At 64.1% G+C, this 26,112-nt stretch carries 20 protein-coding genes; 4 read left to right on the top strand and 16 right to left on the bottom strand.

Features of this window, described 5'->3' with window-relative positions:
- The first annotated feature begins 66 nt into the window (after nucleotides 1-66).
- Both pcp and QD280_RS00445 read left to right on the top strand, forming a co-directional pair.
- The gene (pcp, locus tag QD280_RS00450) at nucleotides 67-726 is read left to right on the top strand and encodes a pyroglutamyl-peptidase I (RefSeq protein ID WP_279837952.1); all 660 of its coding nucleotides are present in this window, start codon (nucleotides 67-69) and stop codon (nucleotides 724-726) included.
- Between the two features lie 102 nt (nucleotides 727-828).
- Nucleotides 829-1,875, top strand: a complete 1,047-nt coding sequence (locus QD280_RS00445; protein ID WP_279837951.1) for an asparaginase — start codon at nucleotides 829-831, stop codon at nucleotides 1,873-1,875.
- Nucleotides 1,876-2,094: 219 nt separating this feature from the next.
- Here QD280_RS00445 and ppc read toward each other — a convergent pair whose 3' ends face one another.
- The 5 genes from ppc to cysM all read right to left on the bottom strand — a co-directional run bounded on the left by ppc (nucleotide 2,095) and on the right by cysM (nucleotide 10,751).
- Nucleotides 2,095-4,743: a phosphoenolpyruvate carboxylase gene (gene ppc, locus QD280_RS00440; protein WP_279837949.1), complete on the bottom strand. Its 2,649-nt coding sequence runs from the start codon at nucleotides 4,741-4,743 to the stop codon at nucleotides 2,095-2,097.
- A gap of 332 nt (nucleotides 4,744-5,075) precedes the next feature.
- Nucleotides 5,076-6,044, bottom strand: coding sequence for a nucleoside triphosphate pyrophosphohydrolase (gene mazG / locus QD280_RS00435; RefSeq protein WP_279837948.1), 969 nt, complete (start codon nucleotides 6,042-6,044; stop codon nucleotides 5,076-5,078).
- Entirely contained in the window at nucleotides 6,041-8,305 is a 2,265-nt protein-coding gene (gene relA / locus QD280_RS00430) for a GTP diphosphokinase (RefSeq protein WP_043331860.1), read from the bottom strand. Before relA ends, mazG begins: the two co-directional genes overlap by 4 nt.
- Nucleotides 8,306-8,361: 56 nt before the next feature.
- Nucleotides 8,362-9,765, bottom strand: coding sequence for an RsmD family RNA methyltransferase (locus QD280_RS00425; protein WP_279837947.1), 1,404 nt, complete (start codon nucleotides 9,763-9,765; stop codon nucleotides 8,362-8,364).
- A complete protein-coding gene (cysM, locus tag QD280_RS00420; RefSeq protein WP_107335311.1) occupies nucleotides 9,765-10,751 on the bottom strand; it encodes a cysteine synthase CysM in 987 nt (328 codons plus the stop codon). Before cysM ends, QD280_RS00425 begins: the two co-directional genes overlap by 1 nt.
- Nucleotides 10,752-10,972: 221 nt before the next feature.
- Between cysM and QD280_RS00415 the strand changes: the two genes are divergently transcribed.
- Nucleotides 10,973-14,158 carry a hybrid sensor histidine kinase/response regulator gene (locus QD280_RS00415; protein ID WP_279837946.1) on the top strand — a complete coding sequence of 1,062 codons (3,186 nt, stop codon included), beginning with the start codon at nucleotides 10,973-10,975 and terminating at the stop codon, nucleotides 14,156-14,158.
- 125 nt (nucleotides 14,159-14,283) lie between these two features.
- On the opposite strand, the gene acpS is transcribed toward QD280_RS00415, so the two are convergent.
- The 9 genes from acpS to QD280_RS00370 form a co-directional block, all read right to left on the bottom strand.
- Complete coding sequence (gene acpS / locus QD280_RS00410; protein WP_279831404.1) at nucleotides 14,284-14,661, bottom strand: holo-ACP synthase; 378 nt, start codon at nucleotides 14,659-14,661, stop codon at nucleotides 14,284-14,286.
- Complete coding sequence (gene pdxJ / locus QD280_RS00405; protein WP_054554985.1) at nucleotides 14,658-15,488, bottom strand: pyridoxine 5'-phosphate synthase; 831 nt, start codon at nucleotides 15,486-15,488, stop codon at nucleotides 14,658-14,660. Before pdxJ ends, acpS begins: the two co-directional genes overlap by 4 nt.
- Nucleotides 15,489-15,609: 121 nt before the next feature.
- Entirely contained in the window at nucleotides 15,610-16,326 is a 717-nt protein-coding gene (gene recO, locus QD280_RS00400; protein WP_279837945.1) for a DNA repair protein RecO, read from the bottom strand.
- Nucleotides 16,327-16,529: 203 nt separating this feature from the next.
- Nucleotides 16,530-17,474, bottom strand: a complete 945-nt coding sequence (gene era, locus QD280_RS00395; RefSeq protein WP_052384345.1) for a GTPase Era — start codon at nucleotides 17,472-17,474, stop codon at nucleotides 16,530-16,532.
- 92 nt (nucleotides 17,475-17,566) lie between these two features.
- On the bottom strand, nucleotides 17,567-18,259 hold the full coding sequence (gene rnc, locus QD280_RS00390; RefSeq protein ID WP_043331866.1) for a ribonuclease III: 693 nt from the start codon (nucleotides 18,257-18,259) through the stop codon (nucleotides 17,567-17,569).
- Nucleotides 18,260-18,599: 340 nt separating this feature from the next.
- Nucleotides 18,600-19,403, bottom strand: coding sequence for a signal peptidase I (gene lepB, locus QD280_RS00385; protein WP_054554987.1), 804 nt, complete (start codon nucleotides 19,401-19,403; stop codon nucleotides 18,600-18,602).
- Between the two features lie 55 nt (nucleotides 19,404-19,458).
- A complete protein-coding gene (gene lepA, locus QD280_RS00380; RefSeq protein ID WP_043331869.1) occupies nucleotides 19,459-21,279 on the bottom strand; it encodes a translation elongation factor 4 in 1,821 nt (606 codons plus the stop codon).
- Nucleotides 21,280-21,600: 321 nt separating this feature from the next.
- A complete protein-coding gene (locus QD280_RS00375) occupies nucleotides 21,601-23,016 on the bottom strand; it encodes a DegQ family serine endoprotease (protein ID WP_107335313.1) in 1,416 nt (471 codons plus the stop codon).
- Between the two features lie 301 nt (nucleotides 23,017-23,317).
- Nucleotides 23,318-23,788 carry a SoxR reducing system RseC family protein gene (locus tag QD280_RS00370; RefSeq protein WP_054554989.1) on the bottom strand — a complete coding sequence of 157 codons (471 nt, stop codon included), beginning with the start codon at nucleotides 23,786-23,788 and terminating at the stop codon, nucleotides 23,318-23,320.
- Between the two features lie 127 nt (nucleotides 23,789-23,915).
- On the opposite strand from QD280_RS00370, the gene QD280_RS00365 reads away from it, so the two are divergent.
- Nucleotides 23,916-24,161: a VF530 family protein gene (locus QD280_RS00365; protein ID WP_279837944.1), complete on the top strand. Its 246-nt coding sequence runs from the start codon at nucleotides 23,916-23,918 to the stop codon at nucleotides 24,159-24,161.
- A gap of 186 nt (nucleotides 24,162-24,347) precedes the next feature.
- Here the strand turns inward: QD280_RS00365 and QD280_RS00360 are convergent, their stop codons facing one another.
- Both QD280_RS00360 and rpoE read right to left on the bottom strand, forming a co-directional pair.
- On the bottom strand, nucleotides 24,348-25,067 hold the full coding sequence (locus QD280_RS00360) for a sigma-E factor negative regulatory protein (RefSeq protein ID WP_279837943.1): 720 nt from the start codon (nucleotides 25,065-25,067) through the stop codon (nucleotides 24,348-24,350).
- Nucleotides 25,068-25,433: 366 nt separating this feature from the next.
- A complete protein-coding gene (gene rpoE, locus QD280_RS00355) occupies nucleotides 25,434-26,036 on the bottom strand; it encodes an RNA polymerase sigma factor RpoE (RefSeq protein WP_043331873.1) in 603 nt (200 codons plus the stop codon).
- Nucleotides 26,037-26,112: the final 76 nt, after the last annotated feature.

The following is a 26,112-nucleotide window of genomic DNA, read 5'->3' as shown; positions in this document are numbered from 1 at the left end:
TTACCCGCGCATCGATCACCGCCAGCAGTGACCCGCGGTGATCGATGCCAGCCAAGGAATGTCATCATGCGTCGTCTGCTACTCTGCGGCTTCGAGCCCTTCGGCACGGATAGCGTCAATCCCGCCCTCAAGATCATCGAACAACTGGACGGCCAGACACTGGCCATGCACGACCAGCCCGATGAGCGCTTCGAGATCATCACCTGCCGGGTGCCGGTGACACGCTACGCCGCGATTGACAGCGTCATCGAGGCCATCGGCCAGCACGCCCCTGACACCGTGATCATGCTCGGTCAGGCCAGTGGTCGCAGCGCCATCACGCCGGAGCGGGTCGCCATCAACCTGGATGACTATCGCATCAAGGACAACGGCGGCCACCAGCCGGTGGATGAGCCCATCGAGGCCGATGGCCCGGATGGCTGCTTCACCACCCTGCCGATCAAGGCGATGGTCAACGACCTCCAGGCGGCGGGCCTTCCCGCCAGCGTCTCCTACACGGCAGGCACCTTCGTCTGCAACCACCTGTTCTATGGGGTGCAGCGTCATCTGGCGGATAGCCCCATCCGCTCCGGCTTCGTGCATATCCCGGCGCTGCCCGAGCAGAGTGTCGATGGCCGCCTGCCGACCATGAGTCTTGAAAGCATGCTCGAAGGCGTACGGGTGATGTGCATCAGCGCCATGTCCCATCAGGAGGATGCGCGCATCGGCGGTGGCAATATCAGCTGAGCGCCCCCATCGCGACGCGGCTTAACGCCCGACTCCGACAGCTCCCCTGCAAGCCGGCATGCGTTACAATGCCGGCTTTCCCATTTCTGGCAGGTGGACACGATGACTCCCGAGACGCACATCCTGGTGCTGTATACCGGCGGCACGCTGGGCATGGTGGAAAGTGAACATGGACTGGTACCTGCCGGTGACTTCGATGCACGTCTGCGCGCAGCACTGGAGCAACTGCCCCCCAGCCGTCGTGGCCGTCTGCCCGCCTTCACCCTGCGCGAGTTTCCGCAGCTGATCGACTCCTCCTCCGCGACACCGGCGGACTGGCACACCATCGCCAGCCAGATCGCGGACGCCTACGACAGCTTCGATGGCTTCGTCGTGCTGCAGGGCACCGACACCCTGGCCTGGACCGCCTCCAGCCTCGCCTTCCAACTCAAGGGTACCGCACGCCCGGTCATCGTCAGTGGCGCACAGTTGCCGCTGGAAGCCGAGCACAGTGACGCGCTGGGCAATGTCGAGCTGGCGCTCACCGCCGCCGCCCAGCCGACCCTCAATGAAGTCGTGGTCGCCTTCGGCGGGCAGCTGCTGCGTGGCGTGTGCACCCGCAAGTGGTACACCCAGGACCACCGCGGCTTCACCACGCCCAATGCGCCGCTGCTGGGTGAATGGGTCGATGACCGCGTCGTGCTCTACCCCGGCCGCCTGATGGATGACCAAGGCCCCGCCTTCGAGCTGCCCGACTATGCTCGCCTCGGCAAGGACAGCATCATTCGCCTGCCGCTCTACCCCGGCATCAGCGCCGAGAGCGTGCGTGTGCAGTTGATGCGCCCCGAGGTCAAGGGCGCCGTGCTGGAGTTGTGGGGCAGCGGCAATCTGCCGGAAGACAGCGAGCTTCTGGGAGTGTTGGCCGATGCGCGTGGCGAAGGCAAGCTGCTGGCCGGTATCAGCCAATGTCCGCACGGGCCGGTCACCATCGGCCACTATGCGGCCGGCGCGGGCCTGGCCACCATCGGCGTGCTGTCAGGCGACGACATGACGCTGGAAGCGGCCTTCACCAAACTGCTGCATCTGGTGGCGCTCGATCAGGATGAAGACTGGCAGCGGGAACGCTTCCTGATGCCCTTGGTGGGTGAGCGCGCCAGCGGCCTGCTGTGAGTCCTGGCGGCTCCGCATGTCGCTGACCCCTTGTCGCTGAGCGCTGAACTCTTGTCACTGATCAGCGCGCAAACAGCCCCATGGTTGGCCGATAGATAACAGAAAGCCCCCGCCAGGCATACCTGACGGGGGCTTTCTAGTTTCGCTGATAGGCCTTGGCTAATCCTTCACACCATGACGCAAATCAACAGGGCCAGCTGGTTCACCGGATCAACCGAATCAGCCGGTGTTGCGCAGACCGGCCGAGATACCGGCCATGGTCACCATCAGCGCGCGTGACAGCTCGGCGGAGATGGCGCCATCGGCGTCGCGGTTACGCTGCAGCAGCTCGGCCTGCAGACCATGCAGCGGGTCGATGTAGGGATTGCGCACATCGATGGCCTGACGGATCAGCGGCATATGCTCAAGCAGTGCCTGTTGATCGCGGATCTCCAGCACCACCTTCTCCAGACGCTCGAGACGATCTCGCAGCGATTGCCCCAGCGCCTTCAGGGCCGGCTCATCGACCAGACGCTGCTCGTAGTAGGCCGCCGTCGAGAGGTCGGCCTTGGAGAGCAGCATCTCCAGCATGTCGACGTAGGTGGAGAAGAACGGCCAGTCGTTCATCATCTCGCGCAGCACTTCCAGGCCGCCCTCTTCCTGCATGCGCGTGGCGAAGGCCTCGCCACTGCCCAGCCAGGCGGGCAGCATCAGGCGAATCTGGGTCCAGGCGAAGATCCACGGGATCGCGCGCAGCGTCTCGACACCACCATCCTGTCGACGCTTGGCGGGGCGGGAGCCCAGCGGCAGGCGTGCCAGTGCGGTTTCCGGCGTCACCGAGCGGAAGTACGGCACGAAGTTCGGGTCTTCACGCACCACGCCGACATAGGCCTTGTGCGCGATACCGGCCAGGCGATCCATCTCGTCACGCCATTGCTGCTTGGGCGCCGGCGGCGGCAGCATGCTGGCTTCCAGCACCGCGCAGACGTAGATCTCCATCGAGCGACTGGCGATGTCCGGCAGACCGAACTTGAAGCGAATCATCTCGCCCTGCTCGGTAACGCGCAGCGAGCCGGTCACCGAGCCCGGCGGCTGGGACAGGATCGCCGCATGCGCCGGGCCGCCGCCACGACCGACCGTACCACCACGGCCGTGGAACAGGGTCAGTTCGACGCCGTGGCGCTTGGTGACTTCCACCAGCGTTTCCTGAGCGCGGTACTGTGCCCAGGCAGCCGCCAGCTGGCCAGCGTCCTTGGCGGAGTCGGAGTAACCGATCATCACTTCCTGACGATCACCGGCCTGCTCGCGATAGATCGGCATGCCCAGCAGCGTGTCGATGACCGGGCCTGAGCGGTCCAGATCATCCAGCGTCTCGAACAGCGGCGCGATCGGCAGGCGCACATCACCGCCGATCTCCTTCATCAACAGTGCCACCGCCAGCACATCGGAGGCCCGACCGGCCATCGAGATGATGTAGGTGCCCAGCGCCTCGCGATGCTCGCGCGCGATGACCTTGAAGGTATCCAGCACCTCGCGCGTGTCGGTGGAGCATTCCCAATGGCGCGGGATCAGCGGGCGACGGCCAGCCAACTCTCTGGTGAGGAAGTCACAGCGCTGCTGCTCGTCCCACTCGAAATAGCTGCCCAGCCCCAGCGTCTGGCTCAGTTCATCGAAGACCTGTGCGTGACGCGTACTTTCCTGACGGATATCGAGCTTGGTCAGGGTGACACCGAAGCAGGCCACGCGACGCAGGGTGTCGAGCAGTGCGCCGTTGGCGATGGTGTCCAGCCCCACATCGCACAGCGAGCGGTAGCAGGCCAGCAGCGGCGTATACAGCTGCTCACGGGTCTCGATGATATCGACACCTTCATGGCGCTTGCCGTCCAGACCCGCCTTGGCCCAGTCACGCGTGCTTTCCATGCGCAGGATCAGGCGGCGCAGGATCTCGCGATAGGGCTCGGCCACATCGCCGGCCTCGGCACGCAGAGCGGCCGTGCACTTCCACATCGACAGCTCCGACTTGAGCTGTTCGAGGTCGCGAAGGTAAAGGTCCGCCGCCATCCAGCGTCCCAGCAGCAGCACGGTCCGCGTCACGCTGGCGGTGACATTGGGGTTGCCGTCGCGGTCACCGCCCATCCAGGAGGCGAAGCAGATCGGCGCGGCGTCCAGCGGCAGACGCTCGCCGGCGGCGTCCAGCGTCATCTCGTCAAGCTGACGGTGGAAGTCGGGCACCGCTTGCCACAGCGAGTTCTCGATGGTGGCAAAGCCCCACTTGGCCTCATCCACCGGCGTCGGACGCTCGTGGCGAATCTCGTCGGTGTGCCAGGCCTGGCTGATCAGCTCGGTCAGGCGTGCACGCGCGAGGGTCGCCTGTTCCGGGCGATCACAGGCGCCTTCCATCTGGGTCAGACAGCCCTCGATGGCATCGTATTTCTGGATCAGGGTGCGGCGGATGACTTCCGTCGGGTGCGCCGTCAGCACCAGCTCGACACGCATCGCCGAGAGCTCCTCGACGATCTTCTGCGCACTGAAGCCACGCTCGCGAATGCGCGTGATCAGCTCGCCGAGGTCCGGCTGGCTGCCGGGACGATAATCCTCGACGCGCTTGAAGCGGCCACGGTAGTGCTGCTCGGCGATGTTGGAAAGATTCAGAAACTGGTTGAACGCGCGGGTGACCGGCAGCAGATCACCATCCGGCAGATCACGCAGATAGTCGATCAGCTCATGACGGGCGGCCTGATCGCCCTGCTGGCCCTGTTTGGCCAGGGCGCGGATGCGCTCGATGCGTGCGACGAAGTCATCGCCGAGGTCGGCCGCGATGGTCTGGCCGAGGTTGTCACCGAGAATACGCACGTTATCGCGCAACGATTCATGCAAGTCGTGACTCATGAAACCCTCCTTGGGAGTGACGGTGCTGCCGCGGTCATCTTCCCCTGTCACCAGGGGCACACAGTCAGATAGCTGACAACAGATTCCCTCATTGCGCAAAGACACCTGATGACAACCGGCTGAGGGAAGACACCGGTCTGGCGCTGGTGAAGACACTGGCGCGAAACGGAAAGACCCGCGGCGCAGCAGACCGGAAAGCAGGACAAGACTCGCGTCCTGATCGCTTCCCCTCAGCATACGACCGCGGGCCTCGGCTCCACAATCCGACTATCGCGTAAACTTACTACATTTTTCCAAATGCCCTTTTCCCAATACCCTGTGACGACGCTCCATCACCTGACCAGCGGCGTCACCGGACGTGCTGCTGATGTCGCACCCTCGCCCTGTCGCGCCTGCTCAGCCGCACGCTCCCGGCGCTTGGCCTCATCCCAGTGCGCATCCATCTCGGCAAGCGAGGCCTCATCCAGCGTGCGCCCTTGCCCGGCGATCGCGGCTTCCACATGGCGGAAGCGTGATTCGAAGCGCGCATTGGTGGCGCGCAGCATCTGCTCCGGGTCCGCCTTGAGGGTACGCGCGAGATTGACCACCGCGAACATCAGGTCACCGACCTCCTCGCGCGCATGGGCCGTATCACCCTCGGCCAGAGCTTCCTCGACCTCGCCGAGCTCCTCACGAATCTTGGCCAGCACGCCACTCGTGTCGGGCCAGTCAAAGCCCGAACGCGCGGCCTTCTTCGAGAGCTTGGCCGCCCGTGTCAGCGCTGGCAGGCCCAGCGGCACGCCATCCAGCACGCTGTCGCCGGCAGCCTGGCTGGCAGGCGCGTCAGCGGTCTCCTGCTGCTTGAGCGACTCCCACTGGGCGTTGAGCGAGCCTTCGTCGACCTCATGAGTGGCGATGCCCTCACGGCGCGACGCGAGGGTGCCATCCGGGAAGACGTGCGGATGGCGGTGCAGCATCTTCTCGGTCAGCACATGGATCACGTCGTGAAAATCGAAGCGTTGCTGCTCACTGGCGATCTGGGCGTAGAAGACGCCCTGAAACAGCAGGTCACCCAGTTCCGCCGGCAACTCCTCGAGCACACTGGCATCGGCCGCGGCGCGCTCGATGACATCGGCGACCTCATAGGCCTCCTCTAAGGTGTGCGGCACCAGACTCGCGTAATCCTGACGGCTGTCCCACGGGCAGCCGTACTGCGGGTCACGCAGCACGGCCATCAGGGTCAGCAGGTCATCGAGGGTGTAGCGCGTATCGGCTTGCCTGCCTGCATCGACATCGACACTGGCATCCAATCGACGACTCATGCCTTGTCGCCCCCGACCCGCAGGCGCTTGACATCGATGATGTTGGGCAGCTGCTGGATGCGGGCGAACACGCGCCCCAGCACGTCGAGATTCTCGACTTCCAGCGTGATCTTGAGCGTGGCGATGTTGTCGAGCTGATCGGTACGCGTGTTCACCGACAGCACATTGACCTTGTCGCCGCTCAGCACGTTGGTGACATCACGCAGCAGACCGGAGCGGTCCCAGGCCTGGATCTCGATATCGACCGGATACTGATTGCGCGAGCGCTGGCCCCAGTCGACATCGACGATGCGACGTGGCTCGTCCGAGCGCAGCTGGATCAGGTTCGGACAGTCCTGACGGTGCACGGTCACGCCGCGCCCCTGGGTGATGAAACCGGCGATCTGATCGCCCGGCACCGGGTGACAGCAGTTGGCCATGGTGGTCTTCAGATTGCCGACCCCCAGCACCATGACGGCGTCGGGCTTTTCCTTGCCCTGCGGCTTGCGCTGGCGCAGCAGACGCTCGAGCTGCTCCTGATCATCGGTATCGCCGAACAGCTGCTGGGCCTGATGCAGTACCTGGCCGACGCGCAGATCGCCCGCGCCGATGGCGGCGTACATGTCATCACGCGTCGGGTAATTGACGGCGTTGGCCAGCTTGTCACGGTCGAGATTCTCCAGCGCCAGCCGCGAGAATTCCTTCTCGAGCAGCGCCTTGCCCTCATCGACGTTCTGATCGCGTGCCTGCAGCTTGAACCAGGTCTGGATCTTGGCGCGGGCCCGCGAGGTGCGCACGTAGCCCAGATTCGGGTTGAGCCAGTCACGGCTCGGGCCGCCCTTGGTGGCGGTCAGGATCTCGACCTGCTGGCCGGTCTTGAGCTTGTAGGTCAGCGGCACGATGCGCCCGTCGACCTTGGCACCCCGGCAGCGATGGCCGACCTCGGTATGCACGCGGTAGGCGAAGTCGATCGGCGTGGCGATCTTGGGCAGGTCGATGACATGCCCCTCCGGCGTGAAGACGTAGATGCGGTCCGGCGCGACGTCGGAGCTCAGCCCCTGACGGATCGCCTCCTGGCCGCCGTTCTCGCCGACTTCGTCCTGCCATTCGAGCACCTGACGCAACCAGGCGATCTTGTCCTCGTAGCTGCGGCTCTTGTGACCGACATCGTGGCCCTTGTAACGCCAGTGGGCACACACGCCCAGCTCCGCCTCCTCGTGCATGTCGAAGGTGCGGATCTGGATCTCGATGACCTTGTTGCTCGGCCCCACCACCGCAGTGTGCAGTGACTGGTAGCCATTCTTCTTGGGATTGGCGATGTAGTCATCAAACTCGTGAGGCACGTGGTGCCAGCGCGAGTGGACGATCCCCAGCGCCGTGTAGCAATCGCTGACGGTGCCGACCAGAATCCGTACCGCGCGCACGTCATACACCTGGGAGAAGGCGATGCGCTTGATCTTCATCTTCCGCCAGATGGAGTAGATGTGCTTGGCGCGGCCCGCGACATCGAAGTGCTTGATGCCCTGCTCGCTCATCAGAGTGCGCATCTCGACCAGCAGGTCGGCGATGTAGTGCTCACGCTCCAGACGCTTCTCGGACAGCTGCTTGGCGATGGTCTTGTATTCATCCTCCTCGCGGTAGCGGAAGGACAGGTCCTCCAGCTCCCACTTGAGCTGACCGATGCCCAGGCGGTGCGCCAGCGGCCCGTAGATATCGAAGACTTCGCTGGCCACGCGCATGCGCTTCTCGCGCGGGGCATCCTTGACGTGACGCAGGGCGACGGTACGTTCGGCGATCTTGATCAGCGCGATGCGCACGTCATCGATCATCGACACCAGCATCTTGCGCAGGTTGTCCTGCTGGTCATGCTGCGCCATGCCATGGCTCGGCGCCTGCAGCTGACTGATGGCGGCCATGTTGAGCACGCCATCGATCAGACGTGCCACTTCCTTGCCGAAATGCTTCTCGATGGCCTCAAGTCCCAGATGCCCTTCACGCACCGCGCGATAGAGCACGGCCGCGACCAGCGCCGGTTGGTCAAGCTTGAGTTCCGACAGGATGTCGGCCATCTCGAGACTGAAACGGAAACTGCGCAGCGGCTCGCGCCACGGCTTGTCACCGCGGGCGTCCGCCTCGCGCGCCACCTTGAGCGCCACTTCACAGGCCTGCACCATGACCTCGGCATTCACCGACGGGACTTCCTCGCGCAGTCGCGCGACCCACACCGGGATGTCCACACCACCGCTATCGGTCAGCGGCTGATCTTCGCGCACCTTGACCATGACCCTATGTCCTTGAATATCTTGCCATCTTGATGACAGTGCCCGAGGGCACCGCCTCAGTCTTCCGCCCGCTCCAGCAGCAACATCGACTCCAGATGTGCCGTGTGAACGAACATGTCCGCCATCAGGGCACGCGTGACGCGATAACCGGCGTTCTGCAACAGCCGTGCATCACGCATCAACGTGGTCGGGTCACAGGCGATGTACAGCACACGCTGCGGCACTCGGCTGACCCTCCCAGCATGCAGATCACGTGCCAGCTCCTCGCAGAGAGGCTGAGCGCCATCACGCGGCGGGTCTAGTACCAGAAGGTCGATACCCTCGAGTGACGGCAGAGCCTTGCTCAGGTCCGCTCGACGTGCACTCACCTGCGCCAGTCCGTTGGCTTCGGCGTTGACCATCAGCTGATCGACCATGCCCTGACTGCCCTCGATGCCCGTCACCTCACTGGCGCCGGCCGCGGCAGCCGCCAGGGTCAGGTTGCCGACACCGGCGTAGAGATCCATCACCTTGAGGCCACTGACGTCGCCCAGCCATTCGAAGGCGGTGTCGATCAAACGCTGATTGAGCGCCGCATTGACCTGCACGAAGTCGCCCGGCGAGAAGGCAAGACGCAGCGTCGTTGCGCCGATATTCAGTGAATACGCGGCGTTCGGCGTGCCCGACAGCCACTCCAGCACCACCGGATCACGCCCGACCCGCCAGCCGACCACCAGGCCGTGCTGCTCGGCGAAGGCCTGCCAGCGCTGCGCATCACGCGGCACCGCCTTGAGCTGGCGCACCACCACGATGACCTGCCCTTCGGCAGCGGTCAGCTCCAGATGGCCCAGACGCTTGGGTGCCTCGAGGCTTTCGATCAGCTCACGCAGCGGCGCAAGCAGGCGGTCCAGCTCCGGCACCAGCACGCTGCAGGTGGTGATATCGACCAGCTGGTTGCTGCCGCGTCCCCGGAAGCCGAACTGCAACTCACCGGCATCGGTCACGCGTACGCCGATACGCGCGCGACGGCGATAACGGCTTTCATCTTCGCCCAGCGGCTGAATCTCGGGCAGCGTCACGCCATTGCGTGTCGCATGTTCGCCCAGCACATGCACCTTATGAGTGCGTTGGGCATCCAGCGCCATATGCTGCAGATCACAGCCGCCACAGCTGCCGAAATAGGCACAGGGCGGCGTCACGCGACTGTCAGCCGCGTTGTCACGTGCACGCACATGCGCCTCATTGAAGCGCTTGTGGGTGCGGTGGATGGCCAGCGTCACGCGCTCGCCGGGCAAGGCCTGATCGATGAACTGGGTCTTGCCGCTCTCGTCATGGGCGATGCCGCGCCCGTCATGGGCCAGGCGGTCGACCGTCAGCCACTGACTATCGGCGTCGCTGGCATTGCGGGTGCCACGACTGGCCACTTCCTTCTCGCGACGGGTCGGCTTGCGCGCCGGTCGCTTCTGTCCGAGCAGCGCCATCAGGAACGCTCCCCTGCGACGGCTTCATTGTGGGGCGTGTCCTGCTGAGTCATGTCGTCGTCCTGGGTATAGAGGCCTGTCGAGAGATAGCGGTCTCCCCGGTCACAGACGATGAACACGATGACCGCATTCTCGACCTGCTCGGCGAGCTTGAGCGCGCCCGCCAGCGCACCACCGGAAGAGACACCGGCCAGAATGCCTTCTTCGCGCGCCAGACGGCGCATGCAGACTTCGGCTTCGTGCTGGCCGATATCCAGCGTGCGGTCGATGCGTGAGGCATCGAAGATCCGCGGCAGATATTCGGCAGGCCAGCGGCGGATACCCGCGATGCTGGCGCCTTCGGCAGGTTGCAGGCCGACGATCTCGATGGCCGGATTCTGCTCCTTCAGATAGCGCGAGGTGCCCATGATGGTGCCGGTGGTGCCCATCGAGGACACGAAGTGCGTGATGCGCCCATGGGTCTGCTGCCAGAGTTCCGGCCCGGTGGTGCGGTAATGCGACAGCGGATTGTCCTGGTTGGCGAACTGATCCAGCGCCTTGCCCTCGCCACGCGCGATCATCCCCTCGGCCAGGTCCCGCGCGTGCTCCATGCCATCGGCTTCGATCAGCGTGGCCCCGTAGGCGCCCATCGCCTGCTTGCGCTCGCTGGAGGCACTGGCCGGCATCACCAGCACCATGCGGTAGCCCTTGATGGCTGCCGTCATGGCCAACGCGATGCCGGTATTGCCGGAGGTCGCTTCGATCAGGGTGTCGCCGGGAGAGATCTCGCCGCGCGCTTCCGCCTCCTGGAACATGGAAAGCGCCGGACGATCCTTGACCGAACCGGCGGGGTTGTGACCCTCCAGCTTGGCCAGCAGCACATTGTTGCGGCCCGCGGTGATGCGCGTCAGGCGCACCAGCGGCGTGTTGCCGACGACATCTGCAAGACTGGGATAATCGGACGCGCCAGGGGTGGCGTCACCGGGGGTTTCGCTGAGATGAGACATGAGAGGCAGACTCCAGAGACGCCGCGCCCGGACAGCCGAATGACAGCGGTCAGGCGCTGGCATCGGGACCAAGGACGAACGGGGGGCCGCGTCGGGGTGTAGATGATGCGCGCAGTATATCGCTCCCGCCCAGCCCTGTCAGGGCGCTCGCCATCGCTTCGCTCAAGAGCGCGAGGTATGCTTGCCGCTGATGCTCGTTCGCCCTTTGACGATGGATTGCCATGCTGCTTCGTACCCGATTCCAGCTTGCCCTCTTGCTGCTGCCCCTCGCCACCAGCCTGATGTTCAGCCTGTATGCGGTGGACCGCGAGATCAGCGGTGAGCGCCTGGCCATGATGGAGCGCCTGCAGGCCAGCATGCAGGCCATCATGCCGGGCATGGCCAACGCCGCCCTCGCCGCTGACGACCAGCGCCTGCACGAGCAGGCCCAGATGCTGATCGACCAGCGCGACGTGCGCGCCCTGACGCTGCGCACCGCCAACGGCGGCACTCTGTTGCATCTCGGCCCCAGCCAGCGCCCGGAGACCAGCGCGCTGGTCGAGAGTCAGGCCTACCCCTCGGACCCGGACTCGCTGGTGATGGTGATGCCGGTCATCGACCCGTGGCGCGAGACGCAACGCGGCGAGCAAATGTCGTGGCTGGTGCTGGAGGCCTCCGACACCCGCCTGGTGCTGCATCGCTACCAGCTGCTGGTCGGCTACGGGCTGGCCAATCTGGTCTTCGGTCTGGCGCTGCTGCTGCTGGCGTTCCATGGCTCGCGCCGCATGCTGCAGCCGCTGCATGAACTGGGCGAGGCCCTCACCTGCCTGGCGCGCGGCGAGACACACCGCCAGCTGCCGGTGGCAGGCAATGACGACCTCAGCGAGCTGGCCGAGAACTACAACCGCAGCGTCGAGCAGCTCAAGCGCGCCCGCGAGGACATGCAGGACCAGATCGAACAGACCACCCAGGACCTGCACGAGTCGATGGAAACCGTCGAGATCAAGAACATCGAGCTCGACATGGCGCGCCGCAAGGCGCTGGAAGCCAACCGCATCAAGTCGGAATTCCTGGCCAACATGAGCCATGAGATCCGCACGCCGCTCAACGGCATCATCGGCTTCAGCAACCTGCTGGGGCGCAGTGATCTGGACAACCGCCAGCGCGACTGGCTGGGCCACATGCAGAATGCCTCCTCGAGCCTGATGTCATTGATCAATGACATTCTCGACTTCTCCAAGATCGAAGCCGGCAAGCTCGAGCTCGAGAAGGTGCAGATGGACATCGAGCCGCTGATCGAGGAAGTGCTCGCCATGCATGCCCCGGAGGCCCATCGCAAGCATCTGCATCTGCTCGGGCTTGTCTATGACGACGTGCCGCAGCGCTTCGAGGGCGACCCGCTGCGCATCAAGCAGGTGGTAACGAATCTGGTCGCCAATGCCGTCAAGTTCACCGAGCGCGGCGAAGTCATCGTGCGCGTGATGGTAGATGACCTCTCCGGCAGCAATACCCGCCTCAAGATCGCGGTGGCAGACACCGGCATCGGCATGGACAGCGCCCAGCGCAATCGCCTGTTCCAGGCCTTCTCGCAGGGAGACCCGTCACGGGCCCGCCAGTTCGGCGGCACTGGCCTTGGGCTGATGATCTCCAAGCGACTGGTCGAGCAGATGGGCGGCGAGATCCAGGTCGACAGCCTGCCCGGCCACGGCTCCACCTTCCTGTTCAGCGTGCCGGTGGCGGTGAGCAGCATCGAGGAGCGCCCGCGCGAAGTCGTGTTCGATCATCAACGCATCTGCCTGATCGAGCCGCACTCGGCCACCCGTCGCGCCCTGAGTTACCTGCTGACCCGCTGGTCACTGACGCTGGTCGGCATCGAAGAGCAGCCGGACCTGGTGGTGGTCGCGCTGGAGAGCCGTGATCTCAAACGGCTGGATGAATGGGGCGCGCGCCTCAAGCATCTGCCGTGTCGCGTGCTGGGCCTGCTGAACGCGCCCCTGCCCGCCGACGCCGAGAACCTGCAGCAGTACGGCATCGACGAAGTGGTCAGCAAGCCAGTCACACGCCTGCAGATGCGCCACAAGCTGGCCAACCTGCTGCATTCACCTCACCGCGACCCGACTCAGGCGCCGCGCAGCGCCTCCTTCACCTCGTTCGAGCCGGCTACACGCGAGCAGGACGCAAGCACGGCGCCAGCCGCCAAGCCGATCGACAAGACTGATGCGAGCGCCAAGCCAGCCAGCACACCTGCCGCGAGCGCCACGCCTGCCAAGACGCCACCGGCCGGCCCGCGGCCTGAGCTCCCCGCCCAGCCTGCGAGTCAGGAAACGCCTGCGCAGCCTCGCAAGTGCGTGATGGTGGTCGACGACAACCCCTCCAACCGCCTGTTGGCCGAGGAGCTGTTGACCGACATGGGGCTGGACACCCTGGCCGCCCAGAGTGGCGAAGAGGCGCTGGCGCTGGCTCAGGAGCAGGTCGTGGATGCCGTCCTGATGGATATCCAGATGCCGGGCATGAACGGGCTGGAAGCCACCAAGGCGCTGCGTCATCAGCATCGCGAGGGCAACCGCCACCTGCCGGTGATCGCCCTCACCGCCCATGCACTGGCGCATGAACGGCGAGAGCTGTTGGCGGAAGGCATGGATGATTACCTGATCAAGCCCATCGACGAGGGCCTGCTGGCCAACCTGCTCAGCCGTCATCTGGGCATTTCGCTGAACCCGCCACCGCAGGCCGCGCGGTCATCTAGTCAACCGCGCAGCCCTGCTCGCAGTCAGGCGACGTCGGCCTTGCCACCGGGAGTGAAAGACGCTGCCAGCCAGGCTGAGTCATCGTCGCCGGTAGCGCCACTGCCCCGCTCTGCCGCGAAGAGTCAGCTCAGCCTGGAGCAGGACGCCGACCTGCCGGTGGTCGACATGGCGCTGGGCGTGGAGATGGCCGGTGGCCGCGAGGCGCTGGCTCTGGAGATGCTGGGGCTGTTGATCGAGAGCCTGCCGGAGAGCGAGGCCAGGATCCGCCGCGCCTGGCAGGCGCGTGACAACGAGGCGATGCTCGACGGCGTGCATTATCTCAACGGCGCCTGCCGCTACTGTGGCGTGCCACGCCTGGCACTGCTGGTGGAAGCACTGGAGACCCGCATCCGCGTCAGCGGCCTGTCACAGCTGGAAGAGGATGTCGATGCCCTGTTCGCGGCCATCGACAGCCTGATCCAGTGGTCGCACAGCGATGAGGCCAAGGCCTTGCTCGCCGCGCCGCTTGAGCCGGCTAGCCCCGACGGTGACACGGCTGAGGCGCCGACAGCGTCCCCTGTCGAGAGCTCTTCATCGTCCGCCACCGCGCCCTCGGACGCACCCGCTGAGCCATCCGACACAGGCTCGTCATCGGTAAGCAAGCCACAGGCGAGCGAGCCCCAGTCCAAAAACCAGCCCTGAAAAACCAGTCCTGAAAGACCAGCCCTGTACAAACGACAACGCCACCCGCTGCCGCTAGGCAGGGGTGGCGTTGTCGTTTCGAGCGCCGTGTTCACAGCCGCGATACAGCACCAGACCGAATAGGGCTAACGCTCCAGCACCACGAAGGCGATGGCCTGATCACGCTCATCACTGATCGACAGGTGCAGATGGCGGACACCCGCCCGCGCGGTCAGGGCTTCCGCCTCGTCAGACAGCTTGAGCGAGGGCTTGCCCAGGGCGTCGTTGACCACCTGAATCTGGGTGAAGCGCATGCCCTGACGCAGGCCGGTGCCCAGCGCCTTGACAAAGGCTTCCTTGGCCGCGAAACGCTTGGCCAGAAAGGCCGCCGGCTGAGGGTGATCGGCAAAGCGCGCCAGCTCCTCTTCCCCCAGCAATCGGCGCGCAAAGCGCTCGCCATGACGCGCCATGCCTGCCTCGAAGCGCTCGATACGCGCGATGTCCGTGCCTATGCCGACGATCATCCGCAGCAGCCTGAGCCCTGCACATGCTCATGGTCATCACCGTGTTCGTGGTCATGGTCATGATCGTGCGCATCCAGCGCGGCCATCAGGCCCGCTTCCTGGCCTGCGATACACAGACGCTTCATCTCGATGACGGCCTCCTTCAGGCCGACGAACATGGCGCGCGCGATGATCGCGTGACCGATGTTCAGCTCGTTGAGCCCGGAGATACCCGCGATCGCCTCGACGTTGTGATAGTTGAGGCCGTGACCGGCATTGACCACCAGCCCCAGCTCGTTGGCCAGTTCCGCGGCGGCCGCGATGCGCTCGAACTCGACACGCGCCGTCTCGCCCGTGGCATCGGCATAGGCACCGGTATGCAGCTCGATGACCGGCGCACCCGCTTCGAAGGCGGCACGGATCTGCTCCGGCTCCGGGTCGATGAACAGCGAGACTTCACAGCCCGCCGCAGCCAGACGCTCGCAGGCGGCAGTGATGCGCGCCAGATCACCGGCGACATCCAGTCCGCCTTCAGTGGTCAGCTCTTCGCGCTTTTCCGGCACCAGACACACGTTGGCCGGCTGGACTTCCTCGGCCAGCGCCAGCATCTCTTCACTGACGGCCATCTCGAGGTTCATGCGCGTGTTGAGCACCTCGGCCAGAATGCGCACGTCGCGCTCCTGGATGTGGCGACGGTCTTCACGCAGGTGCACGGTGATACCGTCGGCACCCGCCTCTTCCGCGACCAGCGCGGCCTGGACCGGGTCCGGATAGCGGGTACCACGCGCCTGACGCAGTGTGGCGATGTGGTCGATGTTGACCCCGAGCAGGATGCGCAGCGGATGCATGGTCAGCTCCTAACGATGAACAAGAGAACAGGCATGGCGACGAGGGCCATGCCGAAGACAGGTCGCGCAATACTATCATGCGTCACGCCGCAGCCGGACAGTGTCGCCACGCCTGATGACGTCAGTCGGACTGACGACTCTGACGCCGCCTGGCCGTCAGCTGCATCATCAACTCGCGCGAGCGCAGCGGGCGCTCCCCCAGCAGCGGCGCCAGCGCACGCCGCGCCAGCCACAGGCTCTCGCGGGCAAGCCCTGAATGGCCCCAGTCTTCGCTGGCCAGCAACTTCAGGGCCCGCCCTTCGATGCCCGCCGCGTCTGGCGGCTGCGCCTGAAAGCGTCGCTCACTGACCACATAGTCATAGCGCACATCCGGCATCAGCGGGCTGTCATCCAGAGCGCGAAACTGCGGCAGTTGCTCCAGCGCTTCCAGCAGACTGTATTCGAGTCGCCTGAGCGCGGGCGCGCGTCTGGCGGGCAGTGCCACCTCATCCAATGTCAGCGAGTAGAGCGCGAACAGCTCCGGCACCGGCATTTCCACCGGCAGCGTACGGGTCAAAAGCTCATTGGCGTAGAACCCGCACAGCAGCCCCTCGCCCGCCAGCAGACTGGCACTGCCGCCGGTCTCCATCAGGTTGAGAGTCTTGAGATCGCTCTCGCCTCGCCAGGTGACATGCAAGGGCGTGAACGGCTGCAGTCGTGCACGCGCCTTGCTGCCCGGGCGCTGAACGCCACGCGCCACCGCGCGCACCCGTCCGTGTTCGAGGGTCAGCAATTCGATGATGGCACTGGTTTCACGGTAGGGCTTGCGATGCAGCAGGAAGGCCGGTTGCGGCGTCATCAGGCAGGCTCACGTCAGACGGTGGCTTGACAAAAAAAGCTGGCAGAAGGACTGGCAGAGGGGCTGGCAAGAAACGAGACCGCCTGGACAGGGCCAGGCGGCGCGCGGTAGAGGCCGCGAGAACATCGGATGGGCGACGGGCGGCACATGGCAGGCGCGACCCTCTCGGATCACCACCGCCCTGCGCCGCTCGCGCGACGTCGTCAGTCCTTGTCGTGGGTGTAACCCAGACTCTTCAGGGCACGCTCGTCATCCGACCAGCCACGCTTGACCTTGACCCACAGGTTCAGCATGACCTTGGCATCGAAGGCACGCTCCATCTCGAGACGCGCTTCACGGCCGATGTTCTTGATGCGCTCACCGTTCTCGCCGATCAGGATCTTCTTCTGACCCTGACGCTCGACCATCATCAGCGCGCTGATGTGCAGGGTGCCGCGCTGATCGGTCTTGAATTCCTCGATCTCGACGGTCATCTGGTAGGGCAGTTCGTCGCCCAGCTGACGCATCACCTTCTCGCGCACCAGCTCGGAGGCCAGGAAGCGAGAGCTCTTGTTGGTGATCTGGTCGTCCGCGAACATGTGCTCGCCCTGCGGCAGACGCTTCATCACGTTCTCGAGCAGCAGATCGATGTTGGTGCCGTTCTTGGCCGACATCGGAATGATGGCCGCGAAGTCACGACGCTCCTGCAGGCTCTGCAGCCAGGGCGCGAGGGTGGTCTTGTCCTTGAGCCAATCGATCTTGTTGACCACCAGGATCACCGGCGCCTTCACGTGGGCCAGCTTCTCGAGCACGATCTGGTCTTCTTCCATCCAGCGGGTGCGGTCGACGATGAAGACGACGGCATCGACGTCACGCAGCGCCTGGGTGGCGGCCTGGTTCATGAAGCGGTTGATCGCCTTGTTGCGATCGCGCTGCATGATGTGGATCCCCGGGGTATCGACGAAGACGCACTGGGTGCCCTCTTCGGTATGGATACCCATCACCTGGTGACGCGTGGTCTGCGGACGACGCGAGGTGATCGAGACCTTCTGGCCCAGGATGTGGTTCATCAGCGTCGACTTGCCGACATTCGGGCGACCGACGATGGCGACGAAGCCACAGCGGGTGTCCGGCAGCGGCTGATCGCTGACACCGGCGGCGGCCAGCATGCCCTCGAGAGCATCCGGCGTGCCGGCGCCGTTATCAGTGGAGTGATCAGGGGCGTCGCCGCTCGGGGTGACGTTGTCTTCTGGGGTATGGCTCATGAGCGGCCTCCGCGGGCAGGTTCGAGCAGTTGCAGCGCGAACTCGGCCGCCTGCTGTTCAGCATGACGACGGCTGGAGCCGACGCCTGTGGTCTTGGTGTCGATCATCTCGACGTGGCAATCGACGCTGAAGGTCTGCGAATGCGCTTCGCCTTCGACGCTGGTCACCTCATAACGCGGCAGTGCCGCCTGACGCGATTGCAGGAATTCCTGCAGACGCGTCTTGGGGTCTTTCTGGGTGTCCTGAAGATTCAGCGCTTCAAGACGGGTGGCGTACCAGCGCAGCACGTGTTCACGCGCCACCTGCATGCCGGCGTCCAGATAGATGGCGCCGATCACGGCTTCCACGGCATCGGCCAGAATGGACTCGCGACGGTGACCGCCGCTTTTCATCTCACCGGAGCCCAGACGCAGGTTCTCGCCGAGATTGAATTCACGCGCCAGCTCCGCGAGGGTCTGGCCCTTGACCAGGCGCGCACGCAGGCGTGACAGCTGGCCTTCACGGGCCTGGGGGAAGCGCAGGAACAGCGCTTCGGCGATCACGAAGTTGACGATGGAATCGCCAAGGAATTCGAGACGCTCATTGTTCTGGCCACCATAGCTTCGATGGGTCAGAGCCAGTTCCAGCAGGCTCGCATCCTCGAAGGTGTGGCCGATACGCTTTACAAAGGCATTCAGCGGGCTACTCACAGGTCTCCCTACTCTCTTTTTGTCGCTGACGCCCGCGGGCGTCCTGTCAAATGGTGCATCAGTCATGCTGGCTGATGCCTGTCGTCTTCGACATGTCTCGCGATGCCCGAAACCTACGCGGCTTGAGGAGTTGCCGATTGCCACCATCCCAATCCGATATTCGTCAGCCGCGCTGCCCGCAAGCTTGTGGCCACGGGTCCGACATGATGAACAGCAGGTTGACATGGCAGGCACGACGCATCGTCCCATGTCGAAAATCCGCACTGATAAGGCCGGCGGGCCAATGTGGCCCTGCCAGACACGACCGGGCCGCCTCTCGGCGGCCCGGTCAATGCACTGATCAATGAATCAGGCGTACCGAGGAAAAGTCCGGGAACCCTTCTTTCCAGTGCATCCACACCGCCACCGCCTTGCCGACGATGTTCTCTTCCGGCACGAAGCCCCAGTAGCGGCTGTCGTTGGAGTGATCACGGTTGTCACCCATCACGAAGTACATGCCTTCCGGCACCCGGATCTCGCGCATCTGCGGGCCGGGGTCCTGAGGGTTATTGTAGATTTGATGGGCGTGTTTCCCCAGTGTCTCATCCAGCAGGTCTTCACCGGACTGTTCACTGGAGTTGCGCGCATTCAATGTCTTGTCGATGGCCTCACCATTCACGTAGAGCTGCTTGCCTTCGTAGCGAATGGTATCGCCCGGCAGGCCGACGACGCGCTTGATGAAGTTGGTGGACGGATCCTCCGGGAAACGGAACACCATCACATCACCACGCTCCGGCTCGCCGACTTCCAGCACCTTGGTGTCGACCACCGGCAGGCGCAGGCCATAGTCATACTTGTTGACCAGGATGAAGTCGCCGATCTTGAGCGTCGGCAGCATCGAGCCGGACGGAATCTGGAACGGCTCGAACGCGAAGGAGCGCACCACCAACACCAGCAGCAGCACCGGGAAGAAGGACTTGGCATAGTCCACCGGCCACGGGTCACGCGCCAGCTTCTCACGCGTGCCAGCGTCCAGTTCTCCTTCGACGGAGGCCTCGGCCTTGGCCACACGCGCCTTGCGCGCACTGCGCAGGGCAACCAGGTCTATCAACCACACCACGCCGGCTACCGCTACGGCAATCACCAATACTAGCGAGAAATCCATCGTTGTCCCTGTCTGCCCTGGGTCTTGGTGGCAAGCCGCCAGACGGCGGCCTGCCTCAGTCGTTCATCTTGAGCACGGCAAGGAAGGCGTCCTGGGGAATTTCCACCCGGCCGACCTGCTTCATGCGCTTCTTGCCCGCTTTCTGCTTCTCGAGCAGCTTCTTCTTGCGGCTGACGTCGCCGCCGTAACATTTGGCGGTCACGTTCTTGCGCAGCGCCTTGACGGTGGAGCGTGCCACGACCTGGCCACCGACGGCAGCCTGGATCGCCACATCGAACATCTGACGCGGAATCAGCTCTTTCATCTTCTCGACCAGCAGACGGCCGCGGCCATGTGCGTGATCACGGTGGATGATCGCCGCCAGTGCATCGACGCGATCGCCGTTGATCAGCACATCCAGACGCACCAGCTTGGCCGCCTCGAAGCGCTCGAAGCTGTAATCCAGTGACGCATAGCCCTTGGAGATGGACTTGAGGCGATCGAAGAAGTCCATCACCACTTCCGCCATCGGCAGTTCATAGATCAGCTGGATCTGGCTACCCAGGAACTGCATGTCGAGCTGGACACCACGACGATTGACGCACTCGGTGATGACGTTGCCGACGTATTCCTGCGGCACGAGGATGGTAGCGCGGCAGATCGGCTCGCGCAGCTCATCGACGTTGGCCATGTCCGGAAGCTTGGACGGGTTGGACACCGGCAGTACATCGCCGTTGTCCATCAGTACCTCATAGATCACCGTCGGCGCGGTGGTCAGCAGATCGAGATTGTACTCACGCTCCAGACGCTCCTGGATGATCTCCATGTGCAGGGTGCCGAGGAAGCCGACACGGAAACCGAAGCCCAGCGCGTCGGAGTTCTCCGGCTCGTAGTCCAGCGAAGCATCGTTGAGCGCCAGCTTCTGCAGCGCGTCACGGAAGTCCTCGTAGTCATCGGAGCTGATCGGGAACATGCCGGCATAGACCTGCGGCTTGACCTTCTGGAAGCCCGGCAGACGCTCGACCTTGTCGGCGGTCTTGGTGTGCACGATGGTGTCACCCACCGGCGCGCCCATGATGTCCTTGATCCCGGCGACGATGAAGCCGACCTCGCCGGCGCGCAGCACGCCGGTTTCCTTGCGCTTGGGCGTGAAGATACCGATCGCGCCGGTTTCCCAGTCACGGCCGGTGGACTTCAGACGGATCTTCTCGCCCTTCTTCAGGGTACCGTCGAAGATACGCACCAGCGAGACGACGCCGAGGTAGTTGTCGAACCAGGAATCGATGATCAGCGCCTGCAGCGGTGCCTCCGGATCGCCCTTGGGCGGCGGAATGTCACGCACCAGACGCTCGAGCAGCGCTTCCATGCCCATGCCGGACTTGGCCGACACCTGACAGGCATCCGTCGCGTCCAGACCGATGATCTCCTCGATCTCCTGGGAGACCTTTTCCGGGTCCGCCTGCGGCAGATCCATCTTGTTGAGGACCGGCAGCACCTCGAGGCCCTGCTCGATGGCGGTGTAGCAGTTGGCCACCGACTGGGCTTCGACGCCCTGGCCGGCATCGACCACCAGCAGCGCCCCTTCACAGGCATACAGCGAGCGCGAGACTTCATAGGAGAAGTCGACGTGGCCCGGCGTATCGATGAAGTTCAGCTGATAGGTATTGCCATCGTCAGCGTGGTAGTCGAGGGTCACCGACTGCGCCTTGATGGTGATGCCGCGCTCACGCTCGATGTCCATCGAGTCAAGCACCTGCTCCTTGAGCTCACGGTCGCTCAAGCCTTCGCACAGCTGGATGATGCGGTCAGCCAGCGTGGACTTGCCGTGGTCAATGTGGGCGATGATTGAGAAGTTGCGGATATGCTTCAAGGACGGCGGCGTTACGCGTTCGGTCATGGATCACTGCTCTGTATTTGTGCCCGTCTCCGTGAAATCACACGGCCAACACGGGAGACGACGGAAATCGAATTGCACGCATTGTACAGTCCGACCACAAGCGATGATAGAAGGCGTTGCCTTTTGCGCCCGTCCGGTCCTGTCACAACCCGCCTGATCTCGGGTGAGCCGCGGGACCGCCCGGCAGCAGACGGGGCGCACAGTCGCCCGTGCGCCCCGTCTGCTGCCGGAGTGACCGCCGTCCTGCTGGTGGCGGTCACCTTCTGTTGCCGGCGCGCTCGTCGCCCAGGTTCTTGACGCTTGCGACAGGCGCTGGCGGGATCACTTGTCGCTGTCGGCACGCATGCGCAGTGCGATGTACAGCGGGCGACCATTGCGCACCAGGCGCAGCGAGACCGGACGGTTGGTCGGCAGCTTGGCGACCACATCGCGCAGCGCCTGCACGCTGGTCAACGGCTGCTGATTGAGTTCGACCAGCACATCGCCGGCGCTGATGCCTGCCTCGGCAGCCACGCCCTGCGGGTCGACTTCCATCACGCGCACCCCGTGATCGAGGTTGAGCTCGTTCAAGCTGGCCTTGTCGAGCTCTGCCACCGCAACGCCCAGCCCTTGCTTGTCGTCACTGGCCTTGCCGGCATGCGCCTGCTCACTGCCCGGCCAATGGCCAACCTTGGCAGTCAACGTCTGGCTCTTGCCATCGCGCAGGATGGAGAGCTTGAGCGAATCGCCCGGCGAGCTGGCGCCGACCATGCGCGGCAGGTACGCCGAGCTCTCGACCGCCTTGCCATCGACGGCGGTGATGATGTCGCCACTCTTGAGGCCAGCGGCGGCGGCAGGGCCGTCCGGATCAAGATCGGCGATCAGCGCACCGCGCGCACGGTCCAGCCCGAAGGATTCGGCCAGGTCCTTGGAGACCGGCTGAATGACGACGCCCAGCCAGCCGCGATCCACGCGCCCATCGGTCTTGAGCTTGTCGGCGACATCCATCGCCACATTGATCGGAATCGCGAAGCTCACGCCCATGAAGCCGCCGGAGCGGGTATAGATCTGGGAGTTGATGCCCACCACATCGCCATCGAGATCGAACAGCGGCCCACCGGAGTTGCCCGGATTGATCGCCACATCGGTCTGGATGAACGGCACATAGGCGTCCGACGGCAGGGTGCGATCGATGGCGCTGACGATACCGGCGGTGACGGAATGATCGAAGCCGAACGGTGAGCCGATCGCGGCCACCCATTCGCCGACTTCCAGCGCATCACTGTCGCCCATCGGCAAGGTCGGCAGGTCTTCCGCCTTGACCTTGAGCAGCGCGATATCGGTCTTCTTGTCCTCACCGACCACCTGCGCCTTGAGTTCGCGACGGTCGTTGAGGCGCACCATTACCTCATCGGCACCGTCGATGACGTGGGCATTGGTCATGATGTAGCCATCATCGGAGATGATGAAGCCAGACCCGAGACTGGAGCGCTTCTCGACGCCCCCGCGGCCCGGACCAGGCAGCTGATCACCGAAGAAGCGCTTGAAGAATTCGGGCATCTCTTCGCCATTGGGCCCTCGGAACACCGGCCCCGAGCTGCGCTGGATCTCGGTGGTGGTCGCGATATTGACCACCGCGGGCGCCGAGTCCTTGACCAGCTGGGTGAAGTCGGGCAATTCACGAGCCTGAACCAGCTGGGAGCCCATCAGGGCAGCCATGGCTAAGGCAGGTACCATCAGGCGGGAAAGGGATTTCATCAGTGCGGCTCCTGGTACGTCCTGTCATCACTTGTTATCAGGCGTGCAATCACGCAACTACTGACGATGGCAGCGTCACATCGCTGGCGGCGTCCTTCTCATTGACGTCGAAGCGTCGTTGAAGTTCAGCGATTGGTGCCGCGCTGGACGCAACCATGCGTCGCCAACATCCGACAGGTGCCGATGCCAGCCCGATGCAGACTGACGACGCCACCTGCCGACTACGCAAGTCACTCCCCCGATCTGCCGAGAGAGTCGACTACCGCTATCACTTGAGCACGTCCTCACTTGAGCACGACGACTACAGCGCCTTGATCGCCATCGCGTCCATGCCGAGACGACGCATCAAGCGTGGCCGGTAGAGTGCCTGGCGCTCAGGACGCGCGGCATGCCAGCGCACGACCATCAGGCCCGCCGCCAACGAGAGCGCGAAGCCCAACGGCACCGCCAGGGTGCCAGCGCCCGCCAGCTGCTCGGCCACGATCCCCCCCAGCATGCCGCTGACCAGCGGCAGGCCATACAGCAGGCCCGCACTGCGCAGAAACGCCGACTCATCGATGCCGATCACCACCCGCTCCCCCACCATCGGCAAGTCTTCGCCTGCCGGCACATGGATCAGCACGCGATGCGGCTTGCGACGCGAAAACTGGCTCAACAGGCCGCTGCCACAGCTACTGCGCGCATTGCAGGCACCACAGGTGGAGCGACGCTGGGTCTCGACCCAGACGCCTTCCTTGCCATGCCCCGTGACCTGCCCCTCTTCCTGCATCATCTTGCTGACTCCTGCAAAAACTCGCCGCGCACTGGCGACACATACGCGTAGAATAGCGTCATTCACGGCGGCACTTCACGCGCCTCAGGCCCGACAAGCGCCCACGATACCATCAACAGGAGCCCGCATGAGCGACGCACCCCCATCCACTTCCCGCCTGGACCCGCTGCACGGCGTCACCCTCAAGGCACTGCTGACCTGGCTGGAGGACCACTACGGCTTCGAGACCCTGGGCGAGCTGATTCCCATCAACTGCTTCCTCAGCGACCCGAGCATCAACTCGAGCCTCAAGTTTCTGCGCCGCACGCCCTGGGCACGCGCCAAGGTCGAGGCACTCTACATCCAGACAGCGGATCGCTATCTGCATGACTGAGGCCGAGCGTGGTCACACCGGCAAGTGACGGCGCTGGCCGAACGCGACCAGGTCATGTGGGCACAACCAGGATATACAGACAACAAAAGAGGGGCAGCCATAGGCTGCCCCTCTTTTGTTGTCTATCCATGCTGCTTTCATCTACCTTGGCAGCGACGCCAGCGCAAGCCAGTCATCCAGCGAATGTTACTGGGCAACATCCTGCAGGCTGATCCACTCACTGCGCTCCGGCACCGGGCCACGCGAGGAATGCTGGCTCAGGTAAGCCTCGAGCAGACGACGCTGGGCGAGATCCGCCGCGGCGACATTGCTGGACGACATGCCGGAATCATAGCTGCCACTCTGCGGCGCCATGAACATCGGGCGTGAGCTGGAGGGCGTCACGCCGACCTGCATCAAGCCGCTGTTGGCGCCGGGCTGTACCCACTGAGAGGCCTCGGCATTCACCGACGGCTGGCTGACCTGACGCACGGTGCCGCCCTGGTTGACGGAAGAGCCGCTGGCAAGCTCTGCACCGCTGTTCACGCCGCCGGCCCCCCCATTGTCACCGCCATTGAAGACCTGCACGCCGGTGATCACCATCACCGCGACGCCTGCCGCGATGGCCGCGGAGCCGGCAAAGGAGAACAGGCTGCGGCGCTCGGCCACGGGCGGTGCACTCGCGGGAGCCTCGCGGGAGATCAGCTCGACCTCGGCGCTGACCGCCGACGCGATATCCAGAGTGAAGGTGCTTTCACGCTCACGATGCATGGCACTGCGCGCCAGGTGATAGCGGCGCCAGGTGTCTGCAGCCTCAGGAGACTCATCGAGCCCCTTGAGGACACGACGCAGATCCAGCTCGTCACCCTCCGCATCCATCAGCGCGGACAGCGACTCCTTCACGGATTCGGTGGTCTTCAGATTCATGCGTAAATACCCTCACACTCGTCAGATTGAACGACGACTTCAATCTGCACTCCTGGCAACAAATGGCGTCATTCACCATGGCGGCTGATGGCCCGAGCGGGCCAACGGCAAACAGCGTTACTGCGCCGTGGAAGAGGGGCTTTCGTGCCCTGCCCCTCACCACTCACTTTCCAGCGCTCATGCACGCAGTCGCTGAGCTACATGACTACTGAACAGTAAGAACACGCGCCGCACGGATTGTTCCGCCATTCGTTCAGAAAACATTCACTTTAGCTGCAAGATTTCGCCAAGCCACTGAGTTGATTGAATTTAACCAACAAAATTTTTGTGGCTCTTCTCTCACAGGGGCGACGCAGAACAGCGACGTCACTCGACGGCAGACACCGCCGCGGCGGGACTGACCAGCCCCTGGATCGCCTTGTCGACCGCTTCACGTGCGCGGAAGATACGCGAACGCACCGTGCCCACCGGGCACTGCATCACCTCGGCGATATCCTCATAGGACAGGCCATCGAACTCGCGCAGCGTGATGGCGGTGCGCAGGTCTTCAGGCAGCTTCTCGATGGCCTCGAAGACGACCTTCTCCAGCTCATCGCGCGCCATGGCGGCTTCCGGCGTCTCGATGTCCGACAGGCGACCGGACTGATCGACCACCTCGGCATCGCCGATATCCATGTCGGTGCCCGGCGGACGACGGCCCCGCGAGACCAGATGATTCTTGGCCGTATTGATGGCGATCCGGTACATCCAGGTATAGAAGGCGCTCTCGGCCCGGAAGTTGGGCAACGCACGATAGGCCTTGATGAAGGCTTCCTGGGCGACATCCTGCACTTCTGAATGATCGTGTACGTAACGGCTGATCAGGCCGAGAATCTTGTGCTGATATTTCCTGACCAGCAGATCGAAGGCGCGGTTATCCCCTTTCTGGGCGCGCTCGACCAACTGCTGGTCCGTTTCATTGACACTCATTCACTCGCTCCCTCCGCGGGAGTGGAGGCACCGCTTGCGGACTCCACATCAGGAATCCCCGGGGCATCAGCACCTG

The sequence above is a fragment of the Cobetia sp. 1AS1 genome (genome assembly GCF_029846435.1).
Classification (GTDB): domain Bacteria; phylum Pseudomonadota; class Gammaproteobacteria; order Pseudomonadales; family Halomonadaceae; genus Cobetia; species Cobetia amphilecti.
This window is presented reverse-complemented; position numbering and strand designations above follow the sequence as displayed.

Bases quoted from the DNA above. Each gene is read 5' to 3' on its own strand.
- pcp (WP_279837952.1), top strand. From the start codon at position 67: ATGCGTCGTCTGCTACTCTGCGGCTTCGAGCCCTTCGGCACGGATAGC.
- QD280_RS00445 (WP_279837951.1), top strand. From the start codon at position 829: ATGACTCCCGAGACGCACATCCTGGTGCTGTATACCGGCGGCACGCTG.
- ppc (WP_279837949.1), bottom strand. From the start codon at position 4,743: ATGAGTCACGACTTGCATGAATCGTTGCGCGATAACGTGCGTATTCTC.
- mazG (WP_279837948.1), bottom strand. From the start codon at position 6,044: ATGAGTCGTCGATTGGATGCCAGTGTCGATGTCGATGCAGGCAGGCAA.
- relA (WP_043331860.1), bottom strand. From the start codon at position 8,305: ATGGTCAAGGTGCGCGAAGATCAGCCGCTGACCGATAGCGGTGGTGTG.
- QD280_RS00425 (WP_279837947.1), bottom strand. From the start codon at position 9,765: ATGGCGCTGCTCGGACAGAAGCGACCGGCGCGCAAGCCGACCCGTCGC.
- cysM (WP_107335311.1), bottom strand. From the start codon at position 10,751: ATGTCTCATCTCAGCGAAACCCCCGGTGACGCCACCCCTGGCGCGTCC.
- QD280_RS00415 (WP_279837946.1), top strand. From the start codon at position 10,973: ATGCTGCTTCGTACCCGATTCCAGCTTGCCCTCTTGCTGCTGCCCCTC.
- acpS (WP_279831404.1), bottom strand. From the start codon at position 14,661: ATGATCGTCGGCATAGGCACGGACATCGCGCGTATCGAGCGCTTCGAG.
- pdxJ (WP_054554985.1), bottom strand. From the start codon at position 15,488: ATGCATCCGCTGCGCATCCTGCTCGGGGTCAACATCGACCACATCGCC.
- recO (WP_279837945.1), bottom strand. From the start codon at position 16,326: ATGACGCCGCAACCGGCCTTCCTGCTGCATCGCAAGCCCTACCGTGAA.
- era (WP_052384345.1), bottom strand. From the start codon at position 17,474: ATGCTGGCCGCCGCCGGTGTCAGCGATCAGCCGCTGCCGGACACCCGC.
- lepB (WP_054554987.1), bottom strand. From the start codon at position 19,403: ATGGATTTCTCGCTAGTATTGGTGATTGCCGTAGCGGTAGCCGGCGTG.
- lepA (WP_043331869.1), bottom strand. From the start codon at position 21,279: ATGACCGAACGCGTAACGCCGCCGTCCTTGAAGCATATCCGCAACTTC.
- QD280_RS00375 (WP_107335313.1), bottom strand. From the start codon at position 23,016: ATGAAATCCCTTTCCCGCCTGATGGTACCTGCCTTAGCCATGGCTGCC.
- QD280_RS00370 (WP_054554989.1), bottom strand. From the start codon at position 23,788: ATGATGCAGGAAGAGGGGCAGGTCACGGGGCATGGCAAGGAAGGCGTC.
- QD280_RS00365 (WP_279837944.1), top strand. From the start codon at position 23,916: ATGAGCGACGCACCCCCATCCACTTCCCGCCTGGACCCGCTGCACGGC.
- QD280_RS00360 (WP_279837943.1), bottom strand. From the start codon at position 25,067: ATGAATCTGAAGACCACCGAATCCGTGAAGGAGTCGCTGTCCGCGCTG.
- rpoE (WP_043331873.1), bottom strand. From the start codon at position 26,036: ATGAGTGTCAATGAAACGGACCAGCAGTTGGTCGAGCGCGCCCAGAAA.